Origin of the sequence: Ammoniphilus sp. YIM 78166 (assembly GCF_004522215.1) — a bacterium.
Taxonomy (GTDB): Bacteria; Bacillota; Bacilli; order Aneurinibacillales; family RAOX-1; genus YIM-78166.
The window spans coordinates 506,477-519,249 of the sequence record NZ_SDLR01000002.1 but is presented as its reverse complement, the minus strand read 5'-3'; the positions used below and the strand labels follow the sequence as shown (position 1 = coordinate 519,249).

The 12,773-nt window shown below is 43.1% G+C and carries 18 protein-coding genes; 7 read left to right on the top strand and 11 right to left on the bottom strand.

Features of this window, described 5'->3' with window-relative positions; translation table 11 throughout:
* Nucleotides 1-111: 111 nt before the first annotated feature.
* The 4 genes from EIZ58_RS08700 to EIZ58_RS08685 all read right to left on the bottom strand — a co-directional run bounded on the left by EIZ58_RS08700 (nt 112) and on the right by EIZ58_RS08685 (nt 2,318).
* Entirely contained in the window at nt 112-333 is a 222-nt protein-coding gene (locus tag EIZ58_RS08700; protein ID WP_167577574.1) for a group-specific protein, read from the bottom strand.
* 99 nt (nt 334-432) lie between these two features.
* Nucleotides 433-924, bottom strand: coding sequence for a CDP-diacylglycerol--serine O-phosphatidyltransferase (pssA, locus tag EIZ58_RS08695; RefSeq protein ID WP_134700206.1), 492 nt, complete (start codon nt 922-924; stop codon nt 433-435).
* Nucleotides 925-944: 20 nt separating this feature from the next.
* Entirely contained in the window at nt 945-1,862 is a 918-nt protein-coding gene (locus tag EIZ58_RS08690) for a VanW family protein (protein ID WP_240688994.1), read from the bottom strand.
* Between the two features lie 159 nt (nt 1,863-2,021).
* Entirely contained in the window at nt 2,022-2,318 is a 297-nt protein-coding gene (locus tag EIZ58_RS08685) for a hypothetical protein (protein WP_134700205.1), read from the bottom strand.
* A gap of 244 nt (nt 2,319-2,562) precedes the next feature.
* Between EIZ58_RS08685 and EIZ58_RS08680 the strand changes: the two genes are divergently transcribed.
* Entirely contained in the window at nt 2,563-3,624 is a 1,062-nt protein-coding gene (locus tag EIZ58_RS08680) for an NAD(P)/FAD-dependent oxidoreductase (RefSeq protein ID WP_134700204.1), read from the top strand.
* A 105-nt stretch (nt 3,625-3,729) separates the two neighbouring features.
* A complete protein-coding gene (locus EIZ58_RS08675; RefSeq protein ID WP_134700203.1) occupies nt 3,730-4,128 on the top strand; it encodes an RDD family protein in 399 nt (132 codons plus the stop codon).
* A gap of 15 nt (nt 4,129-4,143) precedes the next feature.
* Here the strand turns inward: EIZ58_RS08675 and EIZ58_RS08670 are convergent, their stop codons facing one another.
* The 6 genes from EIZ58_RS08670 to EIZ58_RS08645 form a co-directional block, all read right to left on the bottom strand.
* On the bottom strand, nt 4,144-5,031 hold the full coding sequence (locus EIZ58_RS08670; protein WP_134700202.1) for a selenium metabolism-associated LysR family transcriptional regulator: 888 nt from the start codon (nt 5,029-5,031) through the stop codon (nt 4,144-4,146).
* Nucleotides 5,032-5,055: 24 nt separating this feature from the next.
* Nucleotides 5,056-5,793 (bottom strand): phosphonate ABC transporter ATP-binding protein, encoded by a 738-nt coding sequence (gene phnC, locus EIZ58_RS08665; RefSeq protein WP_134700201.1) that lies wholly within the window; start codon nt 5,791-5,793, stop codon nt 5,056-5,058.
* The gene (gene phnE / locus EIZ58_RS08660) at nt 5,793-6,548 is read right to left on the bottom strand and encodes a phosphonate ABC transporter, permease protein PhnE (RefSeq protein ID WP_240688992.1); all 756 of its coding nucleotides are present in this window, start codon (nt 6,546-6,548) and stop codon (nt 5,793-5,795) included. Before phnE ends, phnC begins: the two co-directional genes overlap by 1 nt.
* Nucleotides 6,549-6,558: 10 nt before the next feature.
* Entirely contained in the window at nt 6,559-7,485 is a 927-nt protein-coding gene (gene phnD, locus EIZ58_RS08655) for a phosphate/phosphite/phosphonate ABC transporter substrate-binding protein (protein WP_134700199.1), read from the bottom strand.
* Between the two features lie 107 nt (nt 7,486-7,592).
* Complete coding sequence (locus EIZ58_RS08650; RefSeq protein ID WP_134700198.1) at nt 7,593-8,153, bottom strand: GerMN domain-containing protein; 561 nt, start codon at nt 8,151-8,153, stop codon at nt 7,593-7,595.
* A 12-nt stretch (nt 8,154-8,165) separates the two neighbouring features.
* Complete coding sequence (locus EIZ58_RS08645) at nt 8,166-9,920, bottom strand: N-acetylmuramoyl-L-alanine amidase family protein (RefSeq protein WP_134700197.1); 1,755 nt, start codon at nt 9,918-9,920, stop codon at nt 8,166-8,168.
* Between the two features lie 177 nt (nt 9,921-10,097).
* On the opposite strand from EIZ58_RS08645, the gene EIZ58_RS08640 reads away from it, so the two are divergent.
* The 3 genes from EIZ58_RS08640 to ymzB all read left to right on the top strand — a co-directional run bounded on the left by EIZ58_RS08640 (nt 10,098) and on the right by ymzB (nt 11,358).
* On the top strand, nt 10,098-10,625 hold the full coding sequence (locus EIZ58_RS08640) for a gamma carbonic anhydrase (protein WP_134700196.1): 528 nt from the start codon (nt 10,098-10,100) through the stop codon (nt 10,623-10,625).
* A gap of 96 nt (nt 10,626-10,721) precedes the next feature.
* Complete coding sequence (locus EIZ58_RS08635; RefSeq protein ID WP_134700195.1) at nt 10,722-10,919, top strand: hypothetical protein; 198 nt, start codon at nt 10,722-10,724, stop codon at nt 10,917-10,919.
* Nucleotides 10,920-11,019: 100 nt separating this feature from the next.
* Nucleotides 11,020-11,358, top strand: a complete 339-nt coding sequence (gene ymzB / locus EIZ58_RS08630; RefSeq protein WP_134700194.1) for a protein YmzB — start codon at nt 11,020-11,022, stop codon at nt 11,356-11,358.
* On the opposite strand, the gene EIZ58_RS08625 is transcribed toward ymzB, so the two are convergent.
* Nucleotides 11,355-11,609: a GIY-YIG nuclease family protein gene (locus EIZ58_RS08625; RefSeq protein WP_205672135.1), complete on the bottom strand. Its 255-nt coding sequence runs from the start codon at nt 11,607-11,609 to the stop codon at nt 11,355-11,357. The genes ymzB and EIZ58_RS08625 overlap by 4 nt on opposite strands.
* 279 nt (nt 11,610-11,888) lie before the next feature.
* Here EIZ58_RS08625 and EIZ58_RS08620 point away from each other — a divergent pair, with 279 nt between their 5' ends.
* Nucleotides 11,889-12,170, top strand: coding sequence for a hypothetical protein (locus EIZ58_RS08620; RefSeq protein WP_134700192.1), 282 nt, complete (start codon nt 11,889-11,891; stop codon nt 12,168-12,170).
* Between the two features lie 53 nt (nt 12,171-12,223).
* Entirely contained in the window at nt 12,224-12,715 is a 492-nt protein-coding gene (locus EIZ58_RS08615) for a YajQ family cyclic di-GMP-binding protein (protein WP_134700191.1), read from the top strand.
* Nucleotides 12,716-12,773: the final 58 nt, after the last annotated feature.

Here is a 12,773-nt window from a genome sequence, read left to right as displayed (position 1 = left end):
TGTACCTTCCTTTCGAGCTGTATGAATGTCTGAGTCAGTTTTATATACAGTTTATACCACGTATGCAATATTATTCGTGTTCAAATGAAAAAAAGCATAGACACAAAGTGTCTATGCAACTAATTGCTTAATGAATTCAAGAGCATTTACTCTTTCTTCCTCACTAGCTCGTTTCTCAATTTTTTTCAAAGCGTGAAACAACTCATTTAGTTTGGATTGATCCCACTTGGATTCCTTCAGTCCTTCCTTAATTCCTTCCACAAGGACAGCTTCCAGCTGATCTTGGACATCTTCCAATTTTTCTAGAATATCCTCAGCCGGATGATCTTTCATACATATTCCCATGCTTTCTCTCCCCTTTTGGATGATTCTTTCCAATAACTCTATTATCGCCTAGTCCTGCCTGTTCGTCTATCTTTAAACGCGACGATCTTACAGCTTCTTGACACGGAAAGGGCTAACCATGAGGATGGCAAGCAGGATGGTGATGTAGGGATTCGCATACAAGAAAAGTCCCATCAGGCTAATCACCAGTCCCGCAGCGGGAATAGGCAATCCATTGAAGTAGCCTACGGTAGGATTGGCATTAAAACGAGCCAAGCGCAGAGCCCCCATTGTCGGATATAAAACAAAGGCGATCGGATTGACCCAACTTGGATCGGCTAATGTGTGAAAAATGAGTGCAGGGGCAACACCAAAGCTTACAATATCCGCAAGCGAATCAAGCTCTACCCCAATTTGATTATTAACCTTTAATTTTCTTGCGATGCGCCCGTCAAACAGATCTAAGAAAGCAGCAAGGAATATGAGTAAGCTTGCTGTCCGATGATACCCATTCATGGAAAAGGTAATGGAAAACACTCCAGACAACAAATTCCCCAGAGTAAACAAGTTTGGTATTACTCTTACTATATAGGGCAGCAAGCCTATCCCTCCTTTTTCTTTTACTGACGTGTTTCTTGTGGTAATGTCTTGGGTGCCTCTGGAACATTTCTCAACTCTGCTAATAAGCTTTTGCTGGAATAAATAGTGACGACGTTCGCCCCATGCCTTGCGTAACATTTAATCATGATCGGGTGATCATAATCATTCCGGAAAGAGAAATCAGGGCCATACCAGCTAACCGTAGCATCTCTTCCCTCTGGAACATACCCAACTTGTTTGCTATGCGAGTACCTGGCTAAGATGGTTAACCCTGCACGGTCCACTGCATTAAAAAGGGTGGAAGATACCTGGCAAATACCACCTCCGAGCCCCTCCGAAAGTTCTCCTCTTACAATAACTGGAGCCCGTTTATAGCCGCGTTCTGCCGTCCGCTTTCCAACCACTTTATTAAAGGAAAAAGTCTCACCTGGAAGAAGAACGTAGTGATGGATGGCGGAAGAGGCTAATTGGATATTATGGGAACGATTGAAGTTCCGGTTATTATAATAGGTCGCAAAGCTTGAGATTTGCCTTTGCATTGAAAGCTTAAGCTGCTGGGTGGTAACTCTAGGCGGAATAAACTGAATGGGTAAGCTAGCGGCACTCTCCTCTTTGCTATATATCAATTGCTGTAGAACAGCAAAGAACTTTGTTCGATCGAGTGCGATTCCGGTTAAGTGCTCAACAATGGCCCCTGTACCATTGATATAGGCACTTTGTTCTTTTACTTTGATCTGTTCATTAATATGCTCTCCGATCTTCTCAACAACCTTCTCATTTAGGATAGGAATTCCCATTCCGGGAAGGATGAGTTCTGAGATCCGATATGTAAACTTCTGATCCAAGTAGTACAGGACGATCTTATCCCCTGTGTCCTCACCAATACCAGTCAGATCTTGAATCTTAATGTTATCAGCATATCCTATTGAAGGCATCATACACAGTAAGCATGCAAAGAAAATCCAAAAGCCTCTCCTTAGCCACATGGTACAGTCTCCCTTCGGTTCAATAATCCTATTGTCCCTTACGTGAAACTGATTATCCTGTGAAGCACTGGAAATAAAAGAGAAAGGTAAAACCCTGCACCTATTTGCAACTCACGGACGTTGCCGTTGCTTGCGTTTAGCTAATCTTTCTTTGGCGATTTCATAAGGGGAATCGATTCGAATAATATCGAACAAAGGCATACCCTTGGGTATATGTTCCTTTAATTCATAAAACAAAGCCGGGTTTTCTGTTTTCAGGATGGTAATGAACTCAATCATGGGGGGAATCACATTTTTTGGCAATCTTCTATTTACGCCTTTTAAGAAGGTCAACATTTTATGATGATTCGTTTCAGGTGAATCGACTAATGCCTCAAACTCTTCAATTAATTCGATTAGATCAACCATAGTTAGCTCCTTTAAGCAAACTTTTCTTTCTTTTATTGTATCAAAAGGGAAGAAAACCGCAAACGAGTTTCCGAATATGGGTATACTAATTGATGAATGAAAGCAAAAATTATTAGAATAATATTATTTTTAGTGAAACCGTTCGCAAGATCGTAAAAAAATCGTCAAACATTTGTACATTTTGTCCTTTTTGTCTTAAAATAAGGAAGGATTCTATCGCAACACATATGAGGTGTTATTCATAATGGGAAAAAAACTAGTTGTATTAGGCGGCGGATATGGCGGGATGAGACTCATCCAAGGTCTCCTACCCAAAGTTCGCGATGACCACGAAATCATTTTAATTGACCGGCTTCCGTATCATACCTTTAAAGTAGAGTATTATGCTTTAGCCGCTGGAACCGAATCATTAGCTGAGCTAACGCATCCCTTTCCCGATGATCCAAGATTGACTAAGATCTATGGAGAGGCAACCTCTATTGATTTCAAGAGTAAACGCATCGAAATGCGTGACCATGATCCTGTTGAATTTGATGAATTAGTCATCGCTGCAGGCTGTGTCGATGATTATCAAAATGTGCACGGTGCGGAAGAAAATGCTTTTAGCATTCAAACGATTAAAAAATCGCAGATTGCCTCACAGCGATTGACAACCTTAGACCCCTACGAAAGAGTGATGATTATTGGGGGCGGGTTAAGCGGCGTAGAGCTTGCTGCAGAGCTTCGCCAATCGCGTGCGGACTTAAACATTTCGATCGTTAATCGAGGTAAAGGCTTACTGAGCCCTTTTCCTCAAAAGACGCAGGATTATGTAACGCAGTGGTTTCAGGAGCATGATGTAAATCTAGTGAATCACATTCAATTAAGTGAATTGTATCCGGATCACGCCATCCATGCAGAAGGAACACTAGAATATGATGCCGTGGTTTGGACAGCTGGTATTAAACCATCCCCGATTACCGATGGGATTGCCGGTGAACGTGACCACCAGAACCGCTTTGTTGTAAATGAGGATTATTCCATTCCTATGCATCCTGATGTCTACATTATCGGCGATTGTGCATCGGCTAGCTTTGCACCTAGTGCCTATCTTGCCGAAATGATGGCAGACCGGCTAAGGGATATTTTGCTGAGTAAATGGAAAGGCCAAACCATTCAGTTGCCTCCACTTAAGCTTAAGGCTGTTTTTGGCTCACTAGGAAAGAAAGAGGGTTTTGCTGTAATAGGGGATACTCCACTTCATGGACGAGTTCCTCGAATACTGAAATCCGGTGTTCTTTGGCTCTATAAACGCCACCTCGGATAGAGGAGACCTTTTGGGTCTCCTCTTTTTTCTATCCCCTGTTCTTAGGATTAGCCCTCACTGAATAGAATGTGGTAACAACCAACTTTCGAATGTAGGTGAGCGGCAATGTCAGAAAGACGAGGTGGCTTTTGGCTCAGACTAGCAGCAGGACTTGTGGATGGAATTTTGCTTGGACTATTTTGCTCAGCCCTTACTTTCGGTATGGACACAAGTACGGCGAGTGCCACAGAAACCGTGGTCAATTTGATATATGCCACGTTCCTTCCTTTGCTTTGGGGGGGCTATACTATAGGCAAACGTTTGTTAAGCATTCGCATTAGTCGGTCTGACAGTCTGCCACTTTCCTTAGGCACAATGTTGCTTAGGGAAGTGTTCGGCAAGATGCTCCTAGCATTAATAACCTTTGGAATCACTTTAATAGTCAGCGCCTTCATGGTTGCACTCCGTGAGGATAAGAGAGCTATTCATGATCTGATCGCCGGGACTTATGTATCAAGAAGTTAAAAAAACGCCATCTTTTTAGATGGCGCTTTTTTCATGCAAAAATTGGACAAAGGTGGAAATGACGGACTGGTTTCGCTGATCTTCCATGAAAGAACAATAAAATTTTCTGGAGATGGAGAACTCTGGAATTTCGACCATCTTGACACCACCTAACCGAACAGCTTTATTTGCAGCTAAAGCCGAAACAGCTGAGATTCCAAGGCCAGCTTCTACAGCAGCAATAACAGCTTCTGTGCTTTCAACTTGTCCAGAAATGGAAAGACGATGAACATCAATCCCCGATTTGATCAGGTAAGATTCCAAGGTTCTGCGCGTATCGGAATCTGGCTCTCTCATAATCCAGTCGGTCTCAGCGAGCATATCCAGCTTTTCAATGGTCGTTGGCCAGTCGTAATCAATGGGGATAATGATGCGCATCTGGTCTTCGGCTAAAGGAAAGGACACTACACCTTCCGTGGTCATCGGCTCTCCCGTGATCGCAATATCCACTGTCCGATCTCTCAACCAGCGAATTACCTCATTGGTTCCAGAGATTCTAAGCTGGAGTTTCACATCTGGATAGATACTCCGATATAGCTTTAATAAAGGAGGAAGCACGTATTCGGATGGAATCGTGCTTGCACCAATCGTTAATCTCCCCTTAACCTTCGTACCCCAAACCTCTTCCTCTACTCTTTCCCACTGGGAGAGAATTTGAATGGAGGCCTCATAAACCGTTCTTCCATGGCTTGTGAGTTGCACCCCATCCGCTTCTTTTGAGAGAAGCCGCGTCTTCAGATATTCCTCTAACGCTTGAATACGCTGAGTTATGGCCGGTTGGGATACGTTCAGATGCCTCGCTGCTTCCTTGAAGCTGCCGGTTTGTACCACCTTTACGAGTGCCTTGAGGTGATTGAGATTCATCGCACATCATCCTTCTAATGGAAATTAAGAATAAATACGTTCCAAAACTGCATTATCAACATCCTGCGGATGTCCGTCAAACACGATTTTACCTCTAGAAATCCCAATAATGCGAGTAGCATACTGTTTAGCTAGCTCGACATCATGAAGATTAATGACCATTGTTATTTGTTCTTCTTTATTTATAGATTTTAACAAGTCCATCACACTTCTTGAAGTAAGAGGATCGAGGCTCGCTACCGGCTCATCCGCTAAGATAAGCATAGGCTTTTGAACCAAGGCTCTGGCTATGGCTACCCTCTGCCTTTGCCCTCCACTCAATTGATCTGCCCTCTGATGCATGACATGCGTGAGGCCCACGCGATGTAGCGCCTCATTGGCCAGCTTTACATCGGATGCTTCATACATTCTGAAAAATGCACGCCATGCAGGCATAAACCCAAGCCTTCCCACCAAAACATTCGTTAAAGCCGAAAGCCTTCCAATCAGGTTAAAGGACTGAAAGATCATCCCTATGGAACGACGATAGTTCTTAAGCGCTTTTCCCCTCCATTGATTGACAACCCGGCCCCTCCAATAGATCTCCCCACCTGTAGGCTGGATTAACAAGTTAAGACAGCGAATTAAGGTTGATTTCCCTGCTCCACTTAAGCCCAAGATGACGACAAACTCCCCCTCGCCGATCCCAAAGTTCAGATCCTCTAGCGTAGGCGCTTTGGCTTTTCTGTATTTCATATGTAATTTTTTTATTTCCAAGAGCATCAAATTACCCTCTTTCTTACGAAGGTGCCCAAATAATCAACAGCAATAACTAATAGCATGATGACTAGGACCTCTGTTGCGACGGATGAGTAATTAAATATTTTAAAGTCGATGAATAGCATGTTCCCAATTCCGCCCCCTCCGATAAAGCCTAAGATGAGAGAAGCCCTTACTCCTACCTCTAATCGGTAAAAATAATTAGAAAGGATGTTGGGTATAATTTGCGGCAAAATCCCATACAGGATCACAAATAGGCGACTCGCTCCCACAGACTTTACGGCTTCTTGAGGGCCTTCATCTGCAGCCTCAATTAATTCTGCAATGAGTTTTCCGAGCACTCCAATATTGTGTATGGCGATGGCAATAACAGCAGGAAAAGGGCCCAGTCCCAGGGACGGAACTAAGAGTAAGCCTAACACGATTTCTGGGATGGAGCGGAACAAGTTGAGCAGCCACCGTGTCCCATTGTATACAAACAATGAGGGCGATGTATTATAGGCTGCTAAAAAGCTTAAAGGCAAAGCCACAAGTATGGCGAGGAAGGTCCCCATGATTGCAATCTGGAGAGTGATTACAGCCGCCTTTAAAGCGGGAATGAGTACGGTCCAATCAGGCGGCAGCCATTTGGACTGCAAAAATACAAAGGAATTGCCAAGGTCAAAAAACTTGCCAAGATCGAACTCGGTGCCATAGGCACTCCAAACAATGATAATCGCTGACAAAAATGTCAGCGATCCCCTAGTTAATCTATTCAATTGCATCCTCCTACTTTAAACGTCCATCCTGCTCGGCCGCTTTACGAATGGCTTCATAGTCAGAGTTTTGCGCTTTTACAAAGCCGGTTGCAGCAAAAGCATCCAAAATGACTTGATCGGTCACTTTTAAGAAAGCATCTTGGATTTTTGCTACTGTATCAGCGTCAACATCTTTTACTGCCCAAGGATACTGGAAAAGCTTGTCGGACTGCCAAATGATTTTATAAGCTTCTGCATCAATTTTACCATTTTCTTTTAGCGTGTCAAAAATGGCACTGTCAATCGCCCCAGCATCTACCTGCTTATTCTCGACGGCCAATGCGGTTGCATCATGACCTCCAGTAAAAATGACATTTTTAAAATCAAAGTCATTATTGCTTCGATACACGCCGCGTTCCTTCAATTCTAGACCTGGGATCAATGAACCGGAAGTTGAGTTCGGATCACCAAAAGCAAAGGTTACATCTTGAGGGTTCTGTAACAGATCCTCTAGGCTGTTAAAAGGAGCATCCTTATGAGTGATGATGTAAGCATAATAGAAGGGTTCCCCCTTGATTAGCTGAGTCATAATCGCCTCAGCGCCACTCTGGTGATGGGCAATAACATAAGTTAACGGACCAAAATACGCCATATTCACTTTTCCAAAGTTCATCGCTTCAACTACACCATTGTAATCAGGGTAGACATCGATCTTTACAGGAATTCCAAGCTCTGCTTCAAAATGTTTGCCAAGCTTATCAATCGCCTCTTGCATCTTTCCTTGATTTAGCGTTGGGATGACACCAATAACTAAAGACTCCGTTTTCGCTGGTTCGGCCGGTTCGGCTGCAGCTGGCGGCTCTCCCGGCTTGGTTTCTTGCTGTCCGCCGCCACATGCTGACAGGATTAAAGTCAAAACAAGTAAAAAGACCCCATTTAAACTCCACTTTTTGAACATCACGTTTCCTCCTAGCTCTCTATCTACAATAATTTTAATTCTCACATATTGTAATTAGTATTTCTGATTTTGTCTATAACTAAACTTTTGAAATAAAAAACAGACCTTTACAGGTCTGCAAGATCTTGCTTCTTAAACGGATCATGGATATCCATATGTCCGCTTAATGTTTGTTTCTTTTCCCCATTAATGAATAGTTGCACCTGTTCTACTTCGGAGAATTGAAACATGGTTTTTAAAAGAGTCAACAGCATAAGTCTCTCTATGCTACTTCCTACAGCCTCCTCCGGTCCATCGAGGTTTAGCGTTAAGACGCCGTCAACAAGACTAGAATCGATAAGGCTCCAATCCTCCCACAGTGTCACCGCATGATCCCCTTGCGGTATAGATAAGGCCTGGAAGAGGGTTTCATATTTCGTTTCGCTACTATATGAAAGCTCTGCCTGCGTCTCTACGACTTCTAGAGCCATTTCGTCGGTCATAAAAAGCTGAACCTGAGCTTTCTCCTCTTCTATAGCTGGTGATGGTTGAACAGGCTGATTCGTTTCTTCAACCTTTTCTGTATCCTTTGGGGCTACTGCATGCTCTGTACCTGGTTGTGAACTGCACCCGCTCAACAAAGTTATGAAAACAACTAGGCTGAATAGAGAATATGCACTTCTTTTCATTTCTCACTCACCTCATTGATAAGACGTATAATATTCATTTATGGCTCTTCCTAAAGCTTGGGCAACTCTTGCTTGGAAGAGCGGGTCTAACATTTGCGTGTTATCTTGGGCATTACTTAAAAAACCAATTTCAACTAGAGCGGAAGGCATAGTCGTGTGTTTTAAAACGTATAACTCTCCCTTTTTGGTTCCGCGATTAGGGAACTTCGTTGCTTCAACCAAATAAGCGTGAACCAGTTTAGCGAAGCTTTCACTCTGCGGTGTGTTATAAAAGGTTTCTGTCCCTCTAACCGTTGGCTTGTCCTTCACCGAATTCGCGTGAATCGACAAAAACAGGTCAGCCTGAATCGTATTGGCCAGTTGAACACGCTCTTGCAGCGTAGGATATGTATCGTCTGTTCTGGTTTCTAGTACATGGATCCCTTTATATTGGGAAAGCTCTTCTTTTAGCAACTTAGAAAGGGTCAAGGTCAGGTCTTTTTCCCAATTTCCGGATACTCCTTTTGCCCCGGGATCTTTACCGCCATGGCCTGCATCTATTACGATAAGAAAGCCTTCCTTTTTAGGGATAGGTTCAAGACTAACTTCCCAAGCTTCTCCCGCTGCCACAATGTCGTATTTCACCTTTTGCGATAGCTCTACTACCACTCGTACCGTTTGAGGCTCCACGGAAAATTGACTAAAGCGAATTTCTTTTATAAGCTCCTCTTCAGGCTTTGGCTGGCTTATCTCGGGTTGCTGCTCTATTAAAGCAGCATCATCAATAGGCACCTCGAGCTGCTCTCCATTCTCCGTGTCCTCCGCTGTCACCCCTAGTACAGTAACTGGGTTCGCTTTCCTGATCACTCCCATTCCAGCTGTAAAACCTACGGTCTCCCTTATGCTCTCTCCGATAACCGTATTGGGTAAGTCAATCACTAGTCGATGCGGAGACTCCATTAAGAAGTGTTGAAGCTGCGTTTGGCTGGTGCTGGTTTGGAGGATAATTCGTCCGTTTTCTTCTTTAAGGGCCTCCAGCACATTCACTTGCTTAATCTTTTCAATAGAGACTTCATTGTTATGCACAAGGACTTTGGCGGCGAAATCTTGCTCAACAACCGTAAGAGGAACAAGCCAACCCGCATCCAACTTTTTAAGCTTCCACAGCTTTTTTCCGCTTTGAGCCAGATCTGTATTCAAGCCTTCAAATAGGAGCAGGTCTTTTTGTCCAGATGTTTGAAAGGTCGCCCCTAAGAATGGACTGATCTCTTTAAGGGGAAGGTATACTTCTTGCCCGATTCTATATACCTTGGCCGCTGGAAGATTCGTCCCATTCGCCAGCAAGGAAATGGGTTGGTTTAGGATTACGCTCCGCGTCTCTTGCTCCCATCCCACAGTGATTCCCAGCGATTCTCCGACAAAGCGCAAAGGAACAAGAGTTCTTCCTCTATCAATCATTGGCGGAACATCCATGGCAATCTCTTTGCCGTTTATTGTCGCCTTCTTCAATCCAATCTGCATGGATATCGTCACCGAGTCGCTTTGGATCGTTACTTTACGAAGTCGCTCATCCCACCCCACCTCTGCTCCTAGGCCTTCTGCGACTACTCGAATCGGTACGAGGGTTCTCCCTTGTATCAGGTTAGGCGGTACATCAGGGTGCAAAATTTCACCTTCTAGCATCAACTGGATGCTTGAGGGGCTTGTGTTAGCAGAAGCGGTTGCAAGTGGAAGGATCATGCCTAGAACCAAAAGCAACATGCCTAACCCAAGACTCCATCTTTTCATGTTTCTCCATCTCCTCTCCTTTACCTAAACAGACTAGTTGCGACAATTTTTGTCGAACTCTACTATTATACGTATAGGACTGCATAAGGTTTTGTTTTCCACTACAGGTTTTTTTAGCTAACTTTATGTTAAAATTTAGTATAAAAAAAAAGACAATAAAGGAGTGTACATTTACTTATGACCATTCTCCCCTACATGGGAAAAAGCCCAGTTATACATGATACCGTTTTCCTGGCTAAAGGAAGCCTTGTAAGTGGTGATGTCACTATCGGAAAAGACAGCAGTATCTGGTATAACACCGTCATTAGAGGGGATATTGCTCCTACTATTATTGGGGAACGCACAAGTATCCAGGATAACTCCACTTTGCATCAAAGTCCCGGAAACCCTCTCATTATCGAGGACGAGGTTACGGTAGGTCATAACGCTGTCCTGCATAGCTGTATTGTTAGACAAGGAGCTTTAATTGGCATGGGGGCTATCATTCTAGACGGTGCCGAAATTGGAGAAGAAGCGATGATCGGAGCCGGCTCCCTTGTTCCTCCCGGGAAAAAAATTCCGCCTCGCTGTTTAGCTGTAGGTTCACCTGCAAAAGTCATTCGTGAACTTAATGAGAAGGATTTCGCAGAGCTAAAGCGAATTAGGCAAAGCTATGTGGATAAGGGCCGCTATTACAAGGAAGCCGAAAGAGAAAACAACATCTAGGGGACACCCCCTAGATGTTGAATAAAAAACTATTTACATTAATATTTATTCGTTATAGAATAAGTGCATTAATCATTCTTGAGGAGCTGCATGAACATGTTAGCCTATAAATCGGTTCTGGATCCCCTTGTAAAAAATCACCCCACACTCACGATCCAATTGAAAGACAAAAAGATTACAGGTGATCTGTATAATACATCAGCCACCCAAGTTGTCTTATTGGTCCACGGACGGGATTACCACTTTGAAGTGATTCCCTACGATGACATTGAACATATCCATTTTAAAGAATAAGCTCTCTTCCTCCAAGGAAGGGAGTTTTTCTTCATATTTGATAATCTTTACGGGAACAGTAGGGGTGTAGCACGCTGATTTTTTTATAAGGAGGGCAATGATGGAGCATCAAATCGTAGACCTCGTCACCAATTGGATTAATCAGCAAGAAAAAAAATCCATCCTGATTAGTAAGGAAGAAGATGGCGATCTTGATCAGGTTTTGCTCGACATTGAGGAAGTAAGTATAGGGACGCTTGAACAACCCGATCCGGATGGTTATGTTTCCCCTCAGTCTCTCCTATTTCGTGGGGAAGGGACCATCGTTAACAACACAAAGGATCCACTTCCTCAAGATGTTTATGAGATCCCGTTGTACGGCACGTGGATTACCCAAAATAAAGGGACGAGTTTTCAAATCCGAACCGAGCGGGGACTATATACCATTCAACCCCATTAAAGCATATAGCTTGCCGGGTCCACCGAGACCCGGCTCACCATATCCTCTTTTTGTTTTTTTTTCAACTTCTTGATCTCCCATTCTCTCTTTAGGGCCAGAGACTTATCCTCACATGTTTCTACATATACTACGACTACGGGCATCCTGCTCCTTGTATAGCGGGAAGCCTTCCCTTCGTTGTGCATTCCTACTCTTTTTCTTAAATTGTTAGTGATACCGGTATAGAGACTTCCATCCCTGCAACGTAACATATATACACAATACAACTGACATGCCTGCCTTCCTCTGTTCTATCTACATAGTATACCAGATTCGTTCAATAGGAAATTTTAATAAATTTCAAAATTAGCTATTGAAACCGCTTTCTCTTTCCGCTATAATAAATTTAACACCTTAACTAGCAGTTATGGTTTCTCTCCACTCCTATCTACTTGCCCCTGGTCTAAGACCAGGGGTCTTTTTTTGTGTGTATATGAATTCCACTTTTTGGATATCAATGTTAAAAAAGCGGGAGGAGGGATTGGTCGCCCATGATTGCAAAATCGACCCTCTTTGAACAATATTGTGTAATTGAAGAGATTATTGATGAGTTAAACAGGATTCTCCTTCATCATCTTCAATCTTCACCCCATTGTCCCTTTATTCCTAACTCTTCTTTTATCGCCCACGTTATCATGGTACATTCGATGATGCAGTATTTTATTCAGGCAATTGAAGAAAAGGATTGGCTAGAAGAGTTTTATTCCCTTTACCATCGTACAAGAAAACACTTATTCACTACGGAAATGATGCTGGAAGATTTGATCTCTTAGTCGATATTCCATGGTAATATAAACTGTAAAGTATGGAAGGAGGACAAATCCCTATGAGTAAAGAAAGTTCTTTTGATATTGTTTCCAAAGTTGAATTAACTGAGGTAACAAATGCCATCAACCTAGCGTTGAAAGAAATCGAAACACGCTATGACTTTAAAGGGAGCAAATGTGATCTCAAACTAGAAAAAGAGGAAATCGTTATATTGGCAGACGATGACTTCAAACTTGAGCAAGTGAAAGATATCCTAGCGGGTAAGCTCATTAAGAGGGGCATCTCGCTAAAGTCCGTCGAGTATGGCAAAGTTGAACCTGCAACAGGCGGTACAGTCCGCCAACGGGGAAAGATTGCCCAAGGCATTGATCAAGACAACGCGAAGAAAATAGGTAAACTCATCCGCGATTCAGGCATTAAGGTAAAATCTCAAATTCAAGGCGACCAATTGAGAGTTACAGGTAAAAATCGTGATGATCTTCAAGCCGTCATTCAACTGGTTAAGCAAGCCGATTTGCCCATCGACTGCCAATTTATCAATTATCGTTAAAATGACTAAGAGTTCCCACGAGGGAACTTTTTCTTTTTTGCCTACACTAAAGTAGTCA